Consider the following 18994-nt stretch of genomic DNA (forward strand, 5'->3'; position numbering starts at 1 on the left):
ACGTGAGTCAATTCTTCCAGATTCATCCGGAAAACCCTCAGGCGCGCCTGATTAAACAGGCCGTGGAGATCATCCGCGCCGGTGGTGTAGTCATCTACCCGACGGATTCGTCTTACGCCATTGGCTGCCAGATCGGCGACAAGGGCGCGGTCGAGCGGGTAAGACGCCTTCGCCAGCTGGACGACAAGCATAACTTTGCGCTGATCTGCAGCGACTTGTCCCAGCTCGGGCTGTTCGCCAAGGTCGACACCGGCACGTTCCGCCTGCTCAAGGCCCACACGCCGGGGCCCTACACCTTTATCCTCAACGCCACCCGCGAAGTGCCGCGCCTGTTGCTGCACCCGAAAAAGCGCACCATCGGCCTGCGCGTGCCGGAACACCCGATCGCCCTGGCGTTGTTGGCCGAGCTGGGCGAACCGCTGATGAGCGTGTCGTTGATCCTGCCGGGTGAAACCGAACCGTTGTACGACCCTTACGAAATGCGTCGCTTGCTGGAGAAACACGTCGACCTGATCATCGATGGCGGCTACGGCGGCAATAAGGCCTCCACGGTGATCAACCTGGCCGACGGCGAGCCAGAAGTGGTGCGTGTGGGTTGTGGCGACCCGGCTCCGTTCATGGTCGAGGCCTGAATGTCGGCCGTGGAAACCGCTGATCCCCAGGCCGGCGCCCAGCAGGAACTGCCGTTTGCCATGGTGTACGGCCAGGCGGTCATGGAAATGCCTCTGGACCTGTACATCCCGCCGGACGCCCTGGAGGTGTTCCTTGAAGCCTTCGAAGGCCCGCTGGACTTGCTGCTGTACCTGATCCGCAAGCAGAACATCAACATCCTCGACATCCCGGTGGCAGAAATCACCCGCCAGTACATGGGCTATGTCGAGCTGATGCAGTCGGTGCGCCTGGAACTGGCCGCCGAGTACCTGGTGATGGCGGCCATGCTTGCCGAGATCAAGTCGCGCATGCTGTTGCCGCGTTCGGAGACGGTGGAGGCCGAAGAGGATGACCCGCGCGCCGAGCTGATCCGCCGCCTGCAGGAGTACGAGCGCTTCAAGGCTGCCGCCGAAGGCATCGACGGCCTGAGCCGTGTGGGCCGTGATGTGGTGGTGCCCAAGCTCGACGCCCCCGAGGCGCGCGCGCGCAAGTTGCTGCCAGACGTGAGCCTGGAAGAATTGCTGATGTCCATGGCCGAAGTACTGCGCCGTGGCGATATGTTTGAGAGCCACCAGGTCAGCCGTGAAGCGCTGTCCACCCGCGAGCGCATGAGCGATGTGCTGGAACGTCTCAAGGGCGGTGGGTTTGTGCCCTTTGTCGAGTTGTTCACCGCCGAAGAAGGGCGCCTGGGCGTGGTGGTGACCTTTATGGCGATCCTGGAGCTGGTCAAGGAGTCCTTGGTCGAGCTGGTGCAGAATGAGCCTTTTGCGGCTATCCACGTGCGGGCGCGAGCCGAATAACGAGCTGAATCGATGAATCTGACTGAACCCCGCGAACTGGCCCCTTTGCTGGAGGCCTTTCTCCTGGCCTCGGGCAAACCGCAATCTTTGGAGCGCCTGTTCGAGCTCTTTGAAGAAGCCGAACGCCCGGAGCCGCCGGTCTTCAAGAAGGCCTTGGAGATCCTGCGCAAGTCCTGCGAGGGCCGTGCCTTTGAACTGCGCGAAGTGGCGTCGGGTTACCGCCTGCAGATCCGTGAGAAGTTTTCGCCGTGGGTCGGGCGTTTGTGGGAGGAACGCCCGCAGCGCTACTCCCGTGCGATGCTGGAGACCATGGCGCTGATCGCCTATCGCCAGCCCATCACTCGGGGCGAGATCGAAGACGTGCGTGGTGTGGCGGTCAACAGCCATATCGTCAAGACCCTGCTGGAGCGTGAGTGGATTCGCATCGTCGGCTACCGTGATGTGCCCGGTAAGCCGGCGATGTTCGCCACCACCAAGGTGTTCCTCGACCATTTCAACCTGAAAAACCTCGACGATTTGCCGCCCCTGGCCGAGCTGCGCGAAATGGAGGCCGAGCCGGTGCTCGACTTTGACGATGCGCCGGTGCCGCAAAGCCTGCAGGAACTGGCCGATGCCAGCGCCGAGCCGGAGGAGCCCAAGGACGAGACCAGTTTCCATACGTTGTTGCTGGAACTGGACGACATGGAGCAGGGCATCAAGACTGATTTCGACGATTTGCTGCGTGATGGTGCGGCGGAGCCAGAAACTCAGGTGAACGTTGAATCCGAGCCTGAGGTCGAAGCCGAAGACGATGTGCTTGGCGTGGCCCAGGCCCGGGAAAAGCTCCTGGCCGCCGTCGCCGCCCTCGAACAGCCGCCCCTGAGTGACGAAGAAGACGAAGCCCGGGCGCTGGCTGAAGCCATTGAAAACGAACGCCGCCAACTCGAAGACTGACCCGTTCTGACTTTGACCGCGCAACCCATGTGGGAGCTGGCTTGCCTGCGATGCGGACCCCTCGGTCTCTCAGATGCAAGGAGGTGATGCCATCGCAGGCAAGCCAGCTCCCACAGAGGATCGACCATGAGTGCTATGAAAGACCCGTGTATCAGCATCTGCAAATTCAGCGACGACATCTGCGTCGGCTGTGGCCGCAGCAAGCGTGAAATCCGTGCCTGGAAGAAACTCGACAAAACCGACAAGCGCACGGTTCTGGCCGAAGCCCAGCTGCGATTGCTGGCCCTGGGGGCCACCGGTCGGCGGAAAAGCAAATGAGCTGGGCGTTATCGACTAGTCTGTGATGCGCAACACGCGCCATGCGCGTATGATTCGCGACCCCTTGCCGAGCTATTTGGCCAAGGCCCCGCTTTCAATACCCCTCAGGCCACGCCTGAATCGACCCACCGGGAGGTGCTTACGATGAATGACCAAGACCAGAAAGACCAGGAAATCGGCCCAGCAGGCGAAAAACTGCAAAAGGTGCTGGCGCGTATCGGCGTGGGCTCGCGCCGCGACGTCGAAGCCTGGGTCACCCAGAAGCGCATCAAGGTCAACGGTGTCGAGGCCACCCTTGGCCAGCGCGTTGACCTGCACGATGCAATCACCATTGATGGCAAGGTCATCAAGCGTGAAGAGGCCGCCGAATCGGTGCGCCGCGTGATCATGTACAACAAGCCCGACGGCGAGATCTGCACCCGTGACGACCCGGAAGGCCGTCCGACCGTGTTCGACAAGATGCCCAAGCCTAAAGAAGGCCGCTGGATCAACATCGGCCGCCTGGACATCAACACCACCGGCTTGCTGATGTTCACCACCGACGGTGAGTTGGCCAACCGCCTGATGCACCCGTCCTACGAGATGGATCGTGAATACGCCGTGCGTGTACGTGGTGAAGTCGATGACGAGATGATCGAACGTCTCAAGGCGGGCGTGGTGCTCGAAGACGGCCCGGCCAAGTTCACCGACATCAAGCAGGCGCCGGGTGGCGAAGGTTTCAACCACTGGTACCACTGCGTGGTGATGGAAGGCCGTAACCGTGAAGTGCGCCGCCTGTGGGAGTCCCAGGGCCTGGTGGTCAGCCGCCTTAAGCGCGTGCGTTTTGGTCCGGTGTTCCTGAACTCCGACCTGCCGATGGGCCGCTGGCGCGAAATGAGCCAGTACGAAGTCGATATCCTCAGCGCCGAAGTGGGCCTGACGCCCGTCGCTATGCCGCAGATGAACGCCAAGAGCAAAGACAAGCTTGAGCGTATGCAGCGTAAATCGTCGCGCCCGGTGCCACGTACCGAACGTGTTGCCCGCACCGTGCGCCCTGCGCTGGATGCACCGGCCACCGGCGGTCGTATCTCGCGTCAGCCGCACATTGAAGGCGAGCGCCGCCCCACCGCGCCATCGCGTCAAGAAGGCGAGCGTGCGCCACGTACGCCGCGTCCTGCCCCTGCAGGTGGTCGCAGCAACCGTGGTGAGGATCGCCCGGCCGACAACGCCAGCACCAAGCGTCCAGCCAAGCCAGCGGCGAACAAGCGCCCTGGCCCGAAACTGGTCGCGGATGAGCCGTCGGGCAAGCGCCGTGGCGCACCGGCCGGTTCCGGCCAGCGCCCTGGTTTTGGTCGCAAGAAGCCGCAGTGATGCGTTAAGCGCTGCACAAAAACGCCAACCCTAGGGTTGGCGTTTTTTTTGCGATCTACATTTGAAATGCAACCAACTGTGGGAGCTGTACACGTCTGACGGTCTTTCAAAAGGCAAAGGCGCCATCAAACACCGGCTTGTCATCCAGCGCCAACACCCCACTGGCAAAGATCAGGTCCAGGTGATGACTGCCTTTCTGCCCGCCACCCAAGCCCAGGTGCAGCCCGCAGTGACGCTCTTCAAACCCGGCATTGCGCGCATACAGGTCCTTGACCCCTTCATTGGTGCCAATCCCCAACTCCTCCACGCGACGGTTGGACGGGTTGGCATTCAGGTACTTGTTGAAGTCATCCGCCAGCCCTGGCACTTCGCTGGCCACGCTGCAAACGGTGGAGTTCTCGATCCATAGCTCCAGCGGCGATTGCAGCACGCCGTATTTGCGTGCAAAGGGGATAGTACTGAGGAAGGTGCCGACAAACCGCACCTGGCCGTTGATGGCTTCGCTGTGGGTGGCGATTTCGCCAGGCGCCAGGTCGTGGTTGCCGACGCCGTTGATATTGGTCCACTTCTTGATGCTGCTCATCGGCGCTTCCAGGCGCGAACCGTGTTTGTCGGTAAAGCTCAGCACATTGGCCTGGGCCATGCGCCGGATCAGTGTGGCGTTGAGGTCGGCGATGCGTTGGGGCTCGACGCTGAAGGTGTCGTAAAAATAGTCGCCGTAATCCTTGAACAGCAGGGATTTTTTCCAATGCTCGGCCATCACGCCTTGCAGGGCGCGGATAAAGTCAGGGCCTTCGGCGCGTGGGTTGGGCAGCGTGGAGGAATCGTAGAGAAACAGGTACAGGTCACAGCTTTGAATGGACTGTGCCAGGGTGTCGCTGGGCGCCAGGTCCAGGCGTTGCAGTTGGAAGTTGAAGCGGGCGGCGCTGCCATGGGTGATGGCCTGCGCGATGGCGTCGTAGCGCTCGGTATGGCCCAGCAACACGGTGGGGCGATTCAGGCCGCTGAGGGCGGGGTGGTGCGCAAGGTAGTAGAGAAAGTGTTCGACAGCGCGGGCCTTGTCCATGACGAGTGTCCTTCTGTGCCTTGGGTAAGGGGGCAGGCGCCGTGCACAGCGCCTGCCGGATGCCTGCCGGGTATTAGAAAGGCCACATCGCGGTGCCAAAAGGCACAACGGCATCGGCTTGCATCATTTCAACGGCGGCCTCATGGGTCGGCGCTTCAAACCAATCGTCGAGTTGCAGTTCGGTTTCCAGGTCGTTTTCCAGTGCTTGCATGGTGTATCTCCTAGAGGACGTTGATTGAGAACGGCTCACCCACGGGCTTCGCGGGCAAGTGGAAAGAACCTAGAAGAGAGTGTTTCGAAATGCAAAAAATTTATTGACACGGTTTCATTTGGATTTTTTCTTCTGTTTTTTGGTGGGTTTTTTTATTCAGGTAAAACAGTGAATTGGCTGAAGCGATTCTTCAGACATTGCCTACCGACAGAATTCCGTTGAGGGCTGCCAAAGTCTGGCTGTAACGCAGGTTTTCCGGCGTGTAACGATAAGTTTACGCAACTGCCCTGGCTTTGTTGGGGGGCGCGCCGATGTAAGCATTAGCTGACAGAATCGCCTGTGCGCTTTCCCGGTGCGTGCCGAAGCTGTCGAGCGGTGTACAATGCGCCGCGTTTTACTGTGACCCCCCCTTGCGTATCCACGCAAAAGGCCAAGACCTCAGGGTTCGATCCCCCTGATCACTCCGCCTGGCCACGAGCCGGACGGGTTCGATTTCGTCACAGATAAAAACAAACAGGTGACGCATGACCATTAGAAAGACGCTGTACTCCTGGTGCCTGCGCTGGGGTTTGAGCGGCGCTGCTTGAGTCGGTAATTCAAGGCAGCAACCTGCATTCAACTCTTCAAACCTTGCGTGAGACCCTTTTCATGAGTGGACCCCATTCTTCTTCAGGCGAGCTGAAACGCGGCCTGAAAAACCGGCATATCCAGTTGATCGCCCTTGGTGGCGCCATCGGCACCGGCCTGTTCCTGGGCTCGGCCGGGGTGCTCAAATCCGCCGGCCCTTCGATGATCCTGGGCTATGCCATCTGCGGCTTTATCGCCTTCATGATCATGCGCCAGCTTGGCGAAATGATTGTCGAGGAGCCGGTTGCCGGCTCTTTCAGCCACTTCGCCCACAAGTACTGGGGCGGTTTCGCCGGCTTCCTGTCGGGCTGGAACTGCTGGATTCTGTACATTCTGGTGGGTATGTCGGAGCTGACGGCCGTCGGCAAGTACGTGCACTACTGGTGGCCGGAAATCCCGACCTGGGTCTCGGCGGCAGCGTTTTTCGTGCTGATCAACGCGATCAACCTGGCCAACGTCAAAGTCTTCGGTGAAGCCGAGTTCTGGTTCGCCATCATCAAGGTGGTGGCGATCGTCGGCATGATTGCCCTGGGCAGCTACCTGCTGGTCAGCGGCAGCGGCGGCCCGCAAGCCTCGGTCAGCAACCTGTGGGAGCATGGTGGTTTCTTCCCCCATGGCGTCGGCGGCTTGGTGATGGCCATGGCGATCATCATGTTCTCCTTCGGCGGCCTGGAAATGCTCGGTTTTACCGCTGCTGAAGCCGATCAACCACGCACCGTGATCCCCAAGGCGATCAATCAGGTGATCTACCGCATCCTGATTTTCTATATCGGCGCCCTGGTGGTGCTGCTGTCGCTCACCCCGTGGGACAGCCTCTTGGCGACCCTCAACGCCTCCGGCGATGCCTACAGCGGCAGCCCGTTCGTGCAGGTGTTCTCGATGCTGGGCAGTAACACCGCCGCGCATATCCTCAACTTTGTGGTGCTGACGGCCGCGCTGTCGGTGTACAACAGCGGCACCTACTGCAACAGCCGCATGCTCTTGGGCATGGCCGAGCAGGGCGACGCGCCCAAGGCCCTGGCGAAAATCGACAAGCGCGGCGTGCCGGTGCGTTCGATCCTGGCCTCGGCGGCGATCACCCTGGTGGCGGTACTGATGAACTACCTGATGCCCCATGACGCGCTGGAACTGCTGATGTCGCTGGTGGTAGCCACATTGGTGATCAACTGGGCGATGATCAGCTTCTCCCACTTCAAGTTCCGCCAGCACATGAACCGCACCGGCCAGGTGCCGCTGTTCAAGGCGTTGTGGTACCCGTATGGCAACATTATCTGCGTAGCGTTCGTGGTGTTTATCCTGGGCACCATGTTGATGATTCCTGGCATTGACCGCTCGGTGTACGCGATCCCGGTTTGGGTGGCGTTCATGGGCGTTTGTTACTGGATCAAGAACAAGCGGGCGCAGCAGTCCATGGATATGGCGGTCCCCGCGGTGAAGTAAGCGTCAATGTTGTTAAGCAGACCCGGCCTTGTGCCGGGTTTGTTGTTTGAGGGGATGGCCAAGGTGCATTCGCGTATCCTAGGGCTTCTTCCGGAGGACCGTGTTACTCATGCTGGTGATTTCCAACAACGTACAGTTGCCCGATGCCGAGATCGAGCTGACCGCCATTCGCGCCCAGGGTGCCGGTGGGCAGAACGTCAATAAAGTGTCGAGTGCGGTGCACCTGCGGTTTGATATTCCGGCGTCGTCGTTGCCGGAGTTCTACAAGGAGCGCCTGCTGGCGCTGCGTGACAGCCGGATCACCAGCGAAGGCGTGCTGGTGCTCAAGGCCCAGCAATATCGCACCCAGGAGCAGAACCGCGCCGATGCGCTGGAGCGCTTGGTGGAGTTGATCCAGAGCGCCACCAAGATCGAAAAAAAGCGCCGTCCGACCAAGCCTACCCTAGGCTCGAAGAAACGCCGCCTGGAGTCCAAGACCAAGCGCGGCAGCATCAAGGCCGGGCGCGGCAAGGTCGACTTCTAGGCGTCGCGTGTTTCGCGGGCCTTAGGCGCCTGGCGGTACAGGTAGAAGCTCAGCAGTAAACCGGCGAAAGCCGCGAGGGCGGCGAACAGGAAGATCGAGGCAAAGCCAAAACCTGCCGCCACGGCGCCCGCCAGCGGCCCGGTGATGCCCAGGGACAAGTCGATAAACAGCGAATAGGCGCCCACCGCCGAGCCACGGCTGGAAGCCGGCACCAGGTTGACCGCCTCTACCCCCAACGCCGGGAACACCAGGGAGAAGCCGAAACCGCTTAACGCCGCACCCGCCAACGCCAGTTGTGCATCCGGCGCCAGCCACAGCAACAGCAAGCCGAGCACTTCCACCGACAGGCAGGCGATTGCGACGCGAAAACCGCCAATGCGGTTGATCAAGTTGCCAAACAGCAAGCGTGCGCCGATAAAACTGGCACCGAACAGGCTCAAGGCCCACACCGCGTTATCCCAGTGCTGGGTGCTGTAATACAACGTGATAAAGGTGGCGATGGTGCCAAAGCCGATGGAGCCCAGCGCAAGCGCGCAACCATGGGGCAGCACGCGGCCCAGCACATTCATGAACGGCAAACGTACGCCTGGCACAATCGGCGCCGCTTGTTTTTTCCAGGCCAGCAGCACACCCAACACGGCCAACAGAATGATGCTGACGCCCATGCTCCACAGTCCTAAATGGCTGACCAGCAGCACCCCTAACGGCGCGCCGACCGCCAGCGCGCCGTAGCTGGCGATGCCGTTCCAGGAAATAACCTTGGCCGTGTTCGCCGCGCCGACGCGGCCGATGCCCCAGCCAATCGCGCCCGAACCCACCAGGCTTTCAGCGCTGCCCAGCACCAGCCGACCGATCAGCAGGCAGCCGAGGCTGAAGGCCGGCAGGCTGGAAAACCATGCCGCAAACAACATGAACACGCCACTCAAACCGCAGCCCACCAGGCCAATCAGCACGGCGCGCTTGCTGCCCAGGTTATCGATGATCTTTCCGGCATAGGGGCGGCTCAGCAGCGTTGCCAGGTATTGCACGCTGATCACCAGCCCTGCAATGACGGCGCCATAGCCCAGCTGGCTATGCACATAACCCGGCAATACGGCCAGGGGGATGCCGATATTCAAGTAGCCGATGAAGGTAAACAGCACGATGGAAACGACTTGCAGCGTGACCGCCATGGGGCGCTGGGTATCTGGCATGGGAGAGATCCACTGTCGCAGCAGGTAAAGATAGGCTGCTAATGATACCGGCGCGCAGGCCGGGCAGGGCGGCAAAAATGTAAAACGTCAGATCTAAAGAAGATCAAGCTTGCGCGGGGGCCAGCAATTGGGTGGTCACCAGAGCCGCCAGTGCGTTTTCCTGGGTGCCGAAGCGCTTGAGCAGTGCCGCTTGCTTGTCGGCACTGAGGCGGTTCCAGACTTCGACCATCTGCAAGGCAGCGTCGAGTACAGCGGCGTCCGGCGTGTCGGAAGGGGAAGTGGTCATAGTGAAGGTCTCGGATGATTCAGGCAGTGTGGAAAGCGCTCAAAGGTGCGCTTTCCACACGGTCTGGTACGGCGTCAGTCCCGGCTTTCGCGTTCGACTGGTTTTGCTTCTTTGGCCTCAGGCTGCTTGTCGCTGGCCTGCTGCGGTGTTGGCTGCTCAGTTGGGTGCAGGCTTGGGAAGGGGAGATTAGGTATCTCGTGCATCGTGGTCGCTCCTCGCAAGGTCTGTTTTTTCAATCGCAGGTGATTCCGCGCTCTCAAAAAGCCTTGGCAGGATACAGCACCGTAAATGACAAAAAGACTTTTATCTCGACGTATGCACAATTTTTAATGGTTCAGGCGCAAGTGACATGAGGTCACACCCCTAGAACGGCACCTTGCCCAGGATCATGTCGCGGTACATCACAAAATCCCCCAGCAAGCTGTAGAACGGGTGTTGAAAGGTGGCTGGGCGGTTCTTTTCGAAGAAGAAGTGGCCAATCCAGGCAAAGCTGTAGCCCGCCAGGGGCAACGCCAGCAGCAGGACCAATGAGCCTCTGCCGATGGCGTACGCGAGAATGCCTATTACCAAGGTGGTGCCGATAAAGTGCAGGCGTCGGCAGGTGCTGTTGCCATGTTCGCTCAGGTAATACGGGTAGAACTCGGCAAAACTGTTGAATTTCTTGATGTTTTCCACGGTCACCGGCCCTCTGGTTGTTGTGCCGCCAACGGGTGCGAGGCGGGGAGCTTATTTGAGTCTAGAGTGATCAGTGCTAACAGCCAGTGACAATAGATGCCACTTTAGTATCCTTGGCTTCCTGGCTGCCGTTTGAGCCTGCTTTCAATAAGAAGACGCCATGAGCGAACGAACAACTTCTGCAAGCTGGGCGATGGGCATCGTCAAGGCGCTGGAAATGGATGGCCTGGATTGCCGTGCCTTGTTCAAGCAACTGGGCCTGGACTACGCCGCTCTCAGTGACCCCGATGCGCGCTTCCCGCAAGACGCCATGACCCGCCTGTGGCAACGCGCGGTGGAGTTGTCGGGCAACCCGGCGATTGGCCTGAACATGGGCAAGGTGGTACGCCCGGCCTCGTTTCACGTTGCCGGTTATGCGTTGATGTCCAGCAACACCCTGGCCGAAGGTTTTATGCGCTTGGTGCGCTACCAGCGCATCATCGCCGAAAGCGCTGACTTGAGTTTTCGGCTTTTACCCGAAGGCTATGCGCTGATTCTGACGGTGCATGGCGATCACTTGCCGCCCACCCGTCAAAGCGCCGAAGCCTCGCTGGCCAGCGCCCTGGCCCTGTGCGGCTGGCTCACCGGGCGCACACTGCAACCGCGCAAAGTGCTGCTGCAGGGCGACCAGCCAGCGGACCTGGCGCCCTACCAGCGCGCCTTCCATGCGCCTTTGCAATTTAATGCGCCCTATGACGCGCTGATTTTCGAACAGGTCGACATGGAGGCGCCGCTGCCCACGGCCAATGAAGCCATGGCGCTGTTGCATGATCGCTTTGCCGGTGAATACCTGGCGCGTTTTTCCGAAAGCCGCGTGACCCACAAGGCGCGTCAGGTGCTGTGCCGCCTGCTGCCCCAGGGCGAACCCAAGCGTGAAGCGGTGGCCAAGACGTTGCACCTGTCCCAGCGCACCTTGCAGCGGCGTTTGCAGGAGGAGGGCACCAGCTTCCAGGCCTTGCTCGATGACACCCGTCGCGAACTGGCCGAGCAGTACCTGGCACAACCCAGCATGACCTTGCTGGAAATCGCCTACCTGTTGGGGTTTGCCGACCCGAGCAACTTTTTCCGCGCGTTTCGCCGCTGGTTCGATGCCACGCCCGGCGAATACCGGGCGCGGTTGCAGCAAATGTCCAGCATCAGTGGCGCCAGAACGCCGGAATGCACAACACAAACACGGTAATAATCTCCAAGCGGCCCAGCAACATGCCCAGGGACAGGATCCACTTGGCGGCATCCGGCAGGGTGGCGAAGTTGCCGGCCGGGCCGATGGTTTCGCCCAGGCCGGGGCCCACGCCGGAAACGGTACTGGCGGCGCCGGTCAACGCGGTCATCCAGTCCACGCCCAGCAGTGACAGGGCCAGGGCGATCATGCAGATGGTGATGGCGAAGAAAAACGAAAAAGTCAGAATCGAGCGCACGATCTCTTCATCGAGGCGATGGCCGTTGTACTTCTGCTTGATCACCGCCCTCGGGTGGATCAACTGGTTCAAGTTGGCCTTGAGCAGGATATAGGCCACCTGGAAACGGAAGATCTTGATACCGCCTGCGGTGGAGCCCGAACAGCCGCCGATAAAGCCCAGGTAGAAGAACAGCATCAGTGAGAAGTTGCCCCACAGGCTGTAGTCCCCCAGTGCAAAGCCGGTGGTGGTCACCACCGACGTGACGTTCAGCGCCACATGGCGCAAGGCATCGAGCCAATGCAGGTTGGTGGTCCACCAGTACCAGGTGCCGAGTACCAGCCAGGTCACCAGCAACAAGCCGAGCAAACCTTGCACTTGCTGGTCCTTGATCAGCGCCCGACGGTTGCCGCGCAAGGTGGCCACGTACAGGGCGAACGGCAAGCTGCCAAGGATCATCACCACCACCGCGACCCAATGCACCGCCGGTTGTTTCCAATGGGCCAGGGACTCGTCCGAGGTGGAAAACCCACCGGTGGAGATCGCCGACATTGCATGGTTGATCGCATCGAACACGCCCATCCCGGCCCACCAGAAGGCCAGGCTGCCGAAGATGGTGATGCCCACATAGGCGGCCACGATCAAGCGCGCCACCATGTGTGAGCGAGGCATGACCTTTTCCGAGCGGTCCGAGGATTCGGTCTGGAACAGGCGCATGCCACCAATGCGCAGCAGCGGCAGGATCGCCACCGCCATGCCGATAAAGCCGATACCGCCGAGCCAGTGCAGCAGCGAACGCCACATCAAAATGCCCGGCGACATGCTGTCCAGGCCGCTCAACACGGTGGAGCCGGTGGCGGTGATGCCGGACATGCTTTCAAAGAACGAGTCGGTGTAGCTGATGTGCTGGGTCAGCAAAAAGGGCAGGGCGGCGAAGATGCACACCACCACCCAACTGCTGACCGTCAGCAGGTACATGTCCCTGGGGCGCAGGTGCACGTGCTCGGGGCGACCAGGGATGACCAGCGCCAACCCGGCGATAAAGGTGATCAGGCTGGCCCACAGGAACGAGGGCAGGTCGCTGGTGCGTTCGAAGATCACCAGGGTCGCCATCGGGATTACCATGGCGACCGCAAGGGTGATCAGGAAGATGCCGATGATGAAACCGATGATGCGCAGGGTCGGCAACGCCATGAAGTTCGCTCGGGTGATTGGGCAGAGGCGCCATTCTACCTGCGGTGCAGGTCTTGTAAACCAAGGGCTGCCGGTTGATGGAGAACCCCTGTGTGTGGCTTGGTGTTTACACAACTTCGCAGCGACGCTGAAGCTGTGGCGAGGGAGCTTGCTCCCGTGACAACCTATCAACCGACGCAGATTTCCCTGACACACCACGATCCAAATGTGGGAGCTGGCTTGCCTGCGAAGACGGCCTAACAGCCGCCCCATATCTACCTGACACCCCGTGGTCAAAACTGTGGGAGCGGGCTTGCTCGCGAAGGCGGCCTGGCAGTCAACACAGTTGGACCGTGTACATATCCATTGCTGCGGTAACGGCTACTTAGGGTTCCGCCTGACGGCGGCTCACTTTCGAAAAGCCGGAATGCCGGCCCAGGCGAAAGTAAGCAAAGCGCTCTTGCCCCACCACTCGGCACCTCGCCTGGGCTCGGTGTGCCCGTAATCCGCCAGTGATTTGGGGGGCCGCCGCCACGCGCCATTCATGGCGCGGGGCGGCTAAACCGGCATCCCTGCCGGCTTACCCCCCAAATCCCTGTCGAATTCCGGCCAGCGTGGTTTAACGGGGCGCCTAAGATCAAGATCACAAGCAGATCAAGATCAAGAGCGGCTCGCTTCGCATCGTGGTTACCGTTGGCGGGTACAGCCTACACATGCTGCGATGGCGGTGTATCAGTGGCAATTAGTCGACTGGCCCACCGCCATCGCAGGCAAGCCAGCCCACACGGAGAGAGGTGCCGCAATTATTGCGTGCATGAAAAAGGCGACCCGCAGGTCGCCTCTTTCAACTGCGCTTGATCAGAACTCGTGATCAGCGCTGTCCGGGTTCAGGTCGCTGATGCCCAGCTTGCCGGCAGCAGCCTCGATCGAGCCGGTCTGCTTGACCAGGGCGGCAATCGAGTCACGCACGATCTGGTTGCCCTTTTCATTGTCAGCGGCGATCAACTGGTCGTAGTGCTCGCCGTTGTTGGCGTGGTCAACCATCACCTGGATCTTCGCTTCGGTGGCTGCCAGGTCAGCCTTGAGGGCCGCGTCGGCTGCCGGGTCGGCCTTGGCCACCAGGGACGACAGGCTGGCGCCGGTCAGCTTGGTGCCGTCAACACGGGTGTATTCGCCCAGGTAGACGTTACGGATGCCCTTGGCGTCGTAGAAGTGCGAGTAATGGGTGTTGTCGCTGAAGCAGTCTTGCTCGTCTTCCGGCGAGTTGGCTTCCAGGGACACCTTCATGCGCTCCCCAGCGAGTTCGCCCAGGGACAGGCTGCCCATGCCAAACAGCATTTTACGCAGGCCATCGGTGCCTGGTTCCGATTCCAGGGTGGCGCGGTAGTTGTCTTCGACGTTGGGTTTCCAGTTGCCGACCATTTCCTGCAGGTCGCTGACCAGCAGTTGGGTGACGGCACGCAGGTAAGTGCGGCGACGCTCGTTGTGGCCGCCGGTTGCACCGTCACCGGTCATGTAGTCCGACGCCGGACGGTTACCCGCGCCTGGGCCGGTGCCGTTGAGGTCCTGGCCCCACAGCAGGAATTCGATGGCGTGGTAGCCGGTGGCGACGTTCGCTTCGGAACCGCCCAGCTCATTGAGGCTGGCGAGTTTTTCCGGGGTGATCTCCTTGACGTCGACCTTGTCTTCGCCCACCTGGATCTCGTTGTTGGCGATGATATTGGCGTTGGCACCTGGGTTGCCCAGCGCGTGCTCGTAGGACTTGTCGACGTAGTCGATCAGGCCTTCGTCCAGGGGCCAGGCGTTCACCTGGCCTTCCCAGTCGTCGATGATGGTGTTGCCGAAGCGGAATACTTCACTCTGCAGGTAGGGTACGCGCGCGGCGATCCAGGCGGTACGGGCCGCTTTCAGGGTTTCGTCGTTCGGGTTGGCGAGGAAGGTATCGATTGCGGTCTGCAGGGTTTTTGCGGTGGATTCGGCATCGCTGTACACCGCAAACACCATGTCTGCGTAGTGCGCGACCACGGCCTTGGCGGCCGCTTCGTCGACCTGGCCAGCCGGGGCAGCCGCCGGTGCGGTAGTGCTGGCGGCAGCGGGTGCCTGGGGCGCGGCGGCCTTGTCTTTACCTTCGCCGCAACCGGCGAGAGAAATGGCAATGGCCAGCAGACTGGCGGTGGCCAGGGGCATACGAATCATGGCGAACATCCTGCTTCGGTTGTTGAAAGGGCGCGCGGGGAGCGCAAACGCTGCGACATAATGCGAAAGATTTGCATTTTGTGTAAAGGCTTATACGCGGGAAATATTGAGTATCGAAGTGTAAATTCAAAGACTCACGGCGTTATTACGCACGGACTGCTTCAGATAAGCCGTCAACTCCCGGGCCTGCAGCGGTTTGCTGTAGTGATAACCCTGCCCTTCATGGCACCCCTCGGAGATGATGTAGGCCTCCTGTTCGGCGGTCTCCACCCCTTCGGCAATCACCTGCATGCCCAGGCTTTTGCCCAGTTGGATAATGGCGCGCACGATGGTTGCGTCATCGTCGTCGTCCTGCAGGTCCTGGACGAAGCTCTTGTCGATCTTGATCTTGTCCAGTGGCAGGCTTTTGAGGTAACTCAGGGATGAGTAGCCGGTGCCGAAGTCATCAATGGCGATGAGCGCCCCGGAGCGGCGCAGGCTCAACAGATGCTGGGCGGCGGTGCTGATGTCTTCCATCAGGCCGGTCTCGGTGACTTCCAGCTCGAGGCTGCGCGGCGGTAGGCGATAGATCTGCATCAGGTTGTTGACCACCCGCGGCAACTCGGTGTGGTGCAGTTGCACAGTGGACAGGTTGACGGCCATGCGCAGCGCCGTGAAACCCTGGTCATGCCATTCGCGCAATTGCCGGCACGCCTGGTCCAGCACCCATTCGCCAATGGGAATGATGGTGCCGTTCTGTTCCGCCAGCGGGATAAACAAGTCCGGCGGTACCAGCCCATGTTCCGGGTGTTGCCAGCGCAGCAGGGCCTCCACGCCGACCACCTTATGGTCGCGATAGCTGATTTGCGGTTGGTACACCAGGTGGAACTGCTCGCGGCTCAGGGCATCGCGCAGGTCTTTCTCCAGTTCACGGCGCCGGCGCATTTCGCTGTCGACGCTGGCGATATAAAACTGATAGCGGTTGCGCGAGCGGCTCTTGGCCAGGGTCATGGTCTGCTCGGCTTTTTGCAGCAACTTCTCGGTGCTGTCGCCATCTTCCGGAAACAGCGTGATGCCGATGGTGGCGCGTAGGCGGATCAGGTCATGATCGAGGGCGAATTCGGCCTCCAGGTCATCGAGGATGCTTTGTGCCAGTTCGGCGGCTTCGTAGGGCTGGTCGATATCGGCTTGCACCAGGGCGAACTGGTCGCCGCCCAGGCGGGCGAGCGTGCCCAGGCGGCCACTATGGGCGCGCAGGCGGTCGGCCAGGGCGAGCAAGAGTTTGTCGCCGGCCTGGTAGGTGAATTGCTCGTTGACACTCTTGAAGTCATCCAGCCCCACGCACAACACTGCGACACGACGTTGTCGGCGACCGGCATCCGTGAGGATTTTATCCAACTGCGCCTGCAACTTCTGGCGGTTCGGCAGGCCGGTCAGGAAGTCGTACTGGGCCATGCGCAACAGGCTCGATTCGGCCTCGTGGCGCAGGTGGGTATTGCGCTCAATGGATTCGAGCAATTGGTTGGCGGTGTTTATCCACTGCCCCAGTTCGTTGCGCTCGTGGCCTTTGAGCTGAGGGATCTTGTGCTGGCTGGGGCGGTCCGGGTTGATCGAGGTCAGGTGTTCGAGCATCCGCGACAGCGGTTTGGTCAGCATCCAGTGATACACCAGGTACAGCACCAGCCCCATGGCCAAGGCGCGCAATACGCCCGAGATAAAGATGATGACCGAGCTGACCAGGAAACTTCTGCCATAGGTGGCGGTGTCGAGGGTGATGCTCAGGTCGCCGTAATATTCGCTGTAGGGGCCCTTGCCCACCAACGCGGTGGTAAAGGAGCGTTCCTGGCCAAGAATCAGGTCGGTCAGCCAGCGGCTGGGGGACAGCTGTAAAGGGCGGCTTTTTTCCGCCAGCATGGTCTCGTTGGGATGGCCGATAGAGGCCATGCGCACAGCGTCGTCCTGGAACAGACCTTCGATCACCTGCATGCCCATCTCGCGATCCAGGCTGTACACGGCCTGGGTCGAGGGGTCGCGAAACATGTCGAGGATGCGCTGGGCATCGCCCGCTACGGCCTGGCGCGTCTTGTAGGCATCAAAAACGATCTGCGCCACGCTCAGCGCCACACCCACGATCAAGGCCGACAGCAGCACAACCCGTAGCAACTTCACCGACAAGCTGTTCTTGAGTTCCAGCTTCAAAGGGGCATTCCTTGTCTCATGCGGGTGGCCGTCAATATGCCATGAGTATTGGCAATCTGGGGAGGGCAGTCAAAGGGACATTACTGTGGGAAGGGGGGTGGCGCTTTGCAGCGACGGTGGGCAGGAAAACGGCGGATGGAATCCGCCGTGATTGTTGCCTTGCGGGGGGCAAGTGGATGCTTGATTAAAAATTAATCTGTGGTGGGGCAGATGACTGTGAATCCGCGCCCAGTTGGCCGCCTTGGGCTCCGTCCGTGACACTGTCCATCATGTCCTTGAGTATATCCATTCCCATCTCGGCCGCTTTTCCTGCAATGGGCAGTGCCACCGAGGCGGCGGCGCCGGCGGCGGCCATCATCGAAACTGGTTCCATAATTGACTCTCCTGCGTTGGACGAGAGGTGTATTCCTCTCTTCGACTACGTGGCCGGTTCGTCTCAATGAGTTCCATTATTTCGGCCGATCCACAATCGTCGCCCAAAAAAAAGCCCGGCAATCGCCGGGCTTTTCCTACTGCAAGCATCGCTTAGGCAGTGAAGGCCTTGCCTTCGAACTGCTCAGCCACGAACTTCCAGTTGACCAGGTTCCAGAACGCTTCCACATACTTTGGACGCACGTTGCGGTAGTCGATGTAGTAGGCGTGTTCCCACACGTCGCAGGTCAGCAGCGGGGTGTCGCCGTTGGTCAGTGGGTTGCCGGCGCCGATGGTGCTGGCCAGGGCCAGGGAACCGTCAGCCTTTTTCACCAGCCAGCCCCAACCGGAACCGAAGGTGCCAACCGAAGTCTTGGTGAACTCTTCTTTGAACTTGTCGAACGAACCGAACGCAGCGTTGATGGCTTCAGCCAGCGCGCCGGTTGGTTGACCACCGGCGTTTGGCGCCAGGCAGTTCCAGTAGAAGGTGTGGTTCCAGACCTGAGCGGCGTTGTTGAAGATGCCGCCCGAGGAAGACTTGACGATCTCTTCCAGGGTCTTGCCTTCGAACTCGGTGCCAGGCACCAGGTTGTTCAGGTTCACGACATAGGTGTTGTGGTGCTTGTCGTGGTGGTATTCCAAGGTTTCCTTGGAGATGTGCGGCTGCAGGGCATCGTGTGCGTAGGGCAGCGGCGGCAATTCGAAAGCCATGATGATTCTCCTAATCAGGTCAGTTGCGGTGAGCGCAAGGCCGATCACGGGCGGCCAAACATGCGCCGGGGAGTTTGTACTCTTTGCGGCGCAGGGGTCCGATCATAGCACCGGGGGTGCGGCATAACCACGCAACAACTGTGTGGGATAGAGGTTCCAGAGCGTTTTGGAATATTGCTCAGGCGCTGATCAGTTGATAGGCCACCGAGAACATCATCGCGGCCACTAGCAGGTCCAGCAGGCGCCAGGTGGCCGGGCGTGCCAACCAGGGTGCCAGCCATGCCGCACCCAGGGCCAGGGTGGCGAACCACAGGAACGAGGCACTGGCTGCTCCGGCGACATAAGCACCCGGTTCGGTTTGTTGCGCGCCCAGGGAGCCGATCAGCAGGACGGTGTCCAGGTAAACATGGGGGTTGAGCAAGGTGACCGCCAAGGCGCTCAGTAGCACGGCGCGCAATGAACGTGTCTTGAGGCTGTCGCTTTGGTCCAGGCTCTGTTTCGAGCAGGCCCTGCGTAGCGCGCATGCGCCGTACCAGAGCAAGAACGCTGCGCCGCCCCAGCGTGCCACCGCCAGCAGTATCGGGCTCTGCGCCAGCACGGTGGCTAACCCGAATACCCCGGCAGCCACTAGCAGTGCGTCGCAGATCACACATAACGCCGCCACGGGTAAGTGATGTTCGCGGCGCAGGCTTTGCGCGAGTACGAATGCATTTTGGCTGCCGATTGCCATGATCAGCCCGAGGGCCACCAGCAAGCCGTTCATATAGCTTTGCCACATAGAGGGAGATCCTTGTTGATACTCATACGATGCTGGCT

The 18994-nt window shown here is 60.6% G+C and carries 20 protein-coding genes; 9 read left to right on the plus strand and 11 right to left on the minus strand.

What is annotated here, in order from left to right; translation table 11 throughout:
* The first annotated feature begins 2 nt into the window (after positions 1-2).
* The 5 genes from ODQ19_RS17865 to rluB all read left to right on the plus strand — a co-directional run bounded on the left by ODQ19_RS17865 (position 3) and on the right by rluB (position 4052).
* Entirely contained in the window at positions 3-632 is a 630-nt protein-coding gene (locus ODQ19_RS17865) for an L-threonylcarbamoyladenylate synthase (RefSeq protein WP_003193796.1), read from the plus strand.
* Positions 633-752: 120 nt separating this feature from the next.
* Positions 753-1451, plus strand: a complete 699-nt coding sequence (locus tag ODQ19_RS17870) for a segregation and condensation protein A (protein ID WP_164365898.1) — start codon at positions 753-755, stop codon at positions 1449-1451.
* Between the two features lie 12 nt (positions 1452-1463).
* Entirely contained in the window at positions 1464-2384 is a 921-nt protein-coding gene (scpB, locus tag ODQ19_RS17875) for an SMC-Scp complex subunit ScpB (RefSeq protein ID WP_003193794.1), read from the plus strand.
* 126 nt (positions 2385-2510) lie between these two features.
* Positions 2511-2702: a DUF1289 domain-containing protein gene (locus ODQ19_RS17880; protein ID WP_330210785.1), complete on the plus strand. Its 192-nt coding sequence runs from the start codon at positions 2511-2513 to the stop codon at positions 2700-2702.
* A 144-nt stretch (positions 2703-2846) separates the two neighbouring features.
* The gene (gene rluB, locus ODQ19_RS17885; protein WP_330210786.1) at positions 2847-4052 is read left to right on the plus strand and encodes a 23S rRNA pseudouridine(2605) synthase RluB; all 1206 of its coding nucleotides are present in this window, start codon (positions 2847-2849) and stop codon (positions 4050-4052) included.
* Positions 4053-4158: 106 nt separating this feature from the next.
* Here rluB and ODQ19_RS17890 read toward each other — a convergent pair whose 3' ends face one another.
* Both ODQ19_RS17890 and ODQ19_RS17895 read right to left on the minus strand, forming a co-directional pair.
* Positions 4159-5118, minus strand: a complete 960-nt coding sequence (locus ODQ19_RS17890) for a leucyl aminopeptidase (protein WP_330210787.1) — start codon at positions 5116-5118, stop codon at positions 4159-4161.
* Between the two features lie 73 nt (positions 5119-5191).
* Positions 5192-5329: a hypothetical protein gene (locus tag ODQ19_RS17895; RefSeq protein ID WP_003175756.1), complete on the minus strand. Its 138-nt coding sequence runs from the start codon at positions 5327-5329 to the stop codon at positions 5192-5194.
* Between the two features lie 648 nt (positions 5330-5977).
* On the opposite strand from ODQ19_RS17895, the gene ODQ19_RS17900 reads away from it, so the two are divergent.
* Both ODQ19_RS17900 and arfB read left to right on the plus strand, forming a co-directional pair.
* Positions 5978-7396, plus strand: coding sequence for an amino acid permease (locus ODQ19_RS17900; protein ID WP_330210788.1), 1419 nt, complete (start codon positions 5978-5980; stop codon positions 7394-7396).
* Between the two features lie 109 nt (positions 7397-7505).
* Positions 7506-7919, plus strand: a complete 414-nt coding sequence (arfB, locus tag ODQ19_RS17905; protein WP_330210789.1) for an alternative ribosome rescue aminoacyl-tRNA hydrolase ArfB — start codon at positions 7506-7508, stop codon at positions 7917-7919.
* On the opposite strand, the gene ODQ19_RS17910 is transcribed toward arfB, so the two are convergent.
* The gene (locus tag ODQ19_RS17910; protein WP_330210790.1) at positions 7916-9112 is read right to left on the minus strand and encodes an MFS transporter; all 1197 of its coding nucleotides are present in this window, start codon (positions 9110-9112) and stop codon (positions 7916-7918) included. The two genes, arfB and ODQ19_RS17910, sit on opposite strands and share 4 nt — an antisense overlap.
* Before the next feature lie 103 nt (positions 9113-9215).
* A complete protein-coding gene (locus ODQ19_RS17915) occupies positions 9216-9398 on the minus strand; it encodes a hypothetical protein (protein ID WP_054918213.1) in 183 nt (60 codons plus the stop codon).
* 14 nt (positions 9399-9412) lie between these two features.
* Between ODQ19_RS17915 and ODQ19_RS17920 the strand changes: the two genes are divergently transcribed.
* Entirely contained in the window at positions 9413-9751 is a 339-nt protein-coding gene (locus tag ODQ19_RS17920; protein WP_330210834.1) for a hypothetical protein, read from the plus strand.
* Positions 9752-9761: 10 nt separating this feature from the next.
* Here the strand turns inward: ODQ19_RS17920 and ODQ19_RS17925 are convergent, their stop codons facing one another.
* On the minus strand, positions 9762-10073 hold the full coding sequence (locus ODQ19_RS17925) for a DUF962 domain-containing protein (RefSeq protein ID WP_034128574.1): 312 nt from the start codon (positions 10071-10073) through the stop codon (positions 9762-9764).
* Between the two features lie 160 nt (positions 10074-10233).
* On the opposite strand from ODQ19_RS17925, the gene ODQ19_RS17930 reads away from it, so the two are divergent.
* Positions 10234-11292 (plus strand): AraC family transcriptional regulator, encoded by a 1059-nt coding sequence (locus ODQ19_RS17930; protein ID WP_116667704.1) that lies wholly within the window; start codon positions 10234-10236, stop codon positions 11290-11292.
* Here ODQ19_RS17930 and ODQ19_RS17935 read toward each other — a convergent pair.
* The 6 genes from ODQ19_RS17935 to ODQ19_RS17960 form a co-directional block, all read right to left on the minus strand.
* Complete coding sequence (locus tag ODQ19_RS17935; RefSeq protein WP_003193780.1) at positions 11249-12703, minus strand: TrkH family potassium uptake protein; 1455 nt, start codon at positions 12701-12703, stop codon at positions 11249-11251. The genes ODQ19_RS17930 and ODQ19_RS17935 overlap by 44 nt on opposite strands.
* A gap of 837 nt (positions 12704-13540) precedes the next feature.
* Positions 13541-14878, minus strand: coding sequence for an imelysin family protein (locus tag ODQ19_RS17940; RefSeq protein WP_105228131.1), 1338 nt, complete (start codon positions 14876-14878; stop codon positions 13541-13543).
* Positions 14879-15004: 126 nt separating this feature from the next.
* Complete coding sequence (locus tag ODQ19_RS17945; protein WP_330210791.1) at positions 15005-17056, minus strand: putative bifunctional diguanylate cyclase/phosphodiesterase; 2052 nt, start codon at positions 17054-17056, stop codon at positions 15005-15007.
* Positions 17057-17240: 184 nt separating this feature from the next.
* On the minus strand, positions 17241-17429 hold the full coding sequence (locus tag ODQ19_RS17950; protein ID WP_116667701.1) for a hypothetical protein: 189 nt from the start codon (positions 17427-17429) through the stop codon (positions 17241-17243).
* Between the two features lie 152 nt (positions 17430-17581).
* On the minus strand, positions 17582-18178 hold the full coding sequence (locus tag ODQ19_RS17955) for a superoxide dismutase (protein WP_014719672.1): 597 nt from the start codon (positions 18176-18178) through the stop codon (positions 17582-17584).
* A 178-nt stretch (positions 18179-18356) separates the two neighbouring features.
* A complete protein-coding gene (locus tag ODQ19_RS17960) occupies positions 18357-18956 on the minus strand; it encodes a LysE/ArgO family amino acid transporter (protein WP_032895568.1) in 600 nt (199 codons plus the stop codon).
* Between the last annotated feature and the right edge of the window lie 38 nt (positions 18957-18994).

It is taken from the genome of Pseudomonas sp. AM4(2022) (genome assembly GCF_036346515.1).
Lineage (GTDB): Bacteria > Pseudomonadota > Gammaproteobacteria > Pseudomonadales > Pseudomonadaceae > Aquipseudomonas > Aquipseudomonas paracarnis.

Coding starts and splice junctions, on each gene's coding strand:
- ODQ19_RS17910 (WP_330210790.1), bottom strand. CDS start 9,112: ATGCCAGATACCCAGCGCCCCATGGCGGTCACGCTGCAAGTCGTTTCC.
- ODQ19_RS17955 (WP_014719672.1), bottom strand. CDS start 18,178: ATGGCTTTCGAATTGCCGCCGCTGCCCTACGCACACGATGCCCTGCAG.
- arfB (WP_330210789.1), top strand. CDS start 7,506: ATGCTGGTGATTTCCAACAACGTACAGTTGCCCGATGCCGAGATCGAG.
- rluB (WP_330210786.1), top strand. CDS start 2,847: ATGAATGACCAAGACCAGAAAGACCAGGAAATCGGCCCAGCAGGCGAA.
- ODQ19_RS17915 (WP_054918213.1), bottom strand. CDS start 9,398: ATGACCACTTCCCCTTCCGACACGCCGGACGCCGCTGTACTCGACGCT.
- ODQ19_RS17920 (WP_330210834.1), top strand. CDS start 9,413: ATGATTCAGGCAGTGTGGAAAGCGCTCAAAGGTGCGCTTTCCACACGG.
- ODQ19_RS17880 (WP_330210785.1), top strand. CDS start 2,511: ATGAGTGCTATGAAAGACCCGTGTATCAGCATCTGCAAATTCAGCGAC.
- ODQ19_RS17940 (WP_105228131.1), bottom strand. CDS start 14,878: ATGATTCGTATGCCCCTGGCCACCGCCAGTCTGCTGGCCATTGCCATT.
- scpB (WP_003193794.1), top strand. CDS start 1,464: ATGAATCTGACTGAACCCCGCGAACTGGCCCCTTTGCTGGAGGCCTTT.
- ODQ19_RS17960 (WP_032895568.1), bottom strand. CDS start 18,956: ATGTGGCAAAGCTATATGAACGGCTTGCTGGTGGCCCTCGGGCTGATC.
- ODQ19_RS17895 (WP_003175756.1), bottom strand. CDS start 5,329: ATGCAAGCACTGGAAAACGACCTGGAAACCGAACTGCAACTCGACGAT.
- ODQ19_RS17930 (WP_116667704.1), top strand. CDS start 10,234: ATGAGCGAACGAACAACTTCTGCAAGCTGGGCGATGGGCATCGTCAAG.
- ODQ19_RS17950 (WP_116667701.1), bottom strand. CDS start 17,429: ATGGAACCAGTTTCGATGATGGCCGCCGCCGGCGCCGCCGCCTCGGTG.
- ODQ19_RS17890 (WP_330210787.1), bottom strand. CDS start 5,118: ATGGACAAGGCCCGCGCTGTCGAACACTTTCTCTACTACCTTGCGCAC.
- ODQ19_RS17935 (WP_003193780.1), bottom strand. CDS start 12,703: ATGGCGTTGCCGACCCTGCGCATCATCGGTTTCATCATCGGCATCTTC.
- ODQ19_RS17900 (WP_330210788.1), top strand. CDS start 5,978: ATGAGTGGACCCCATTCTTCTTCAGGCGAGCTGAAACGCGGCCTGAAA.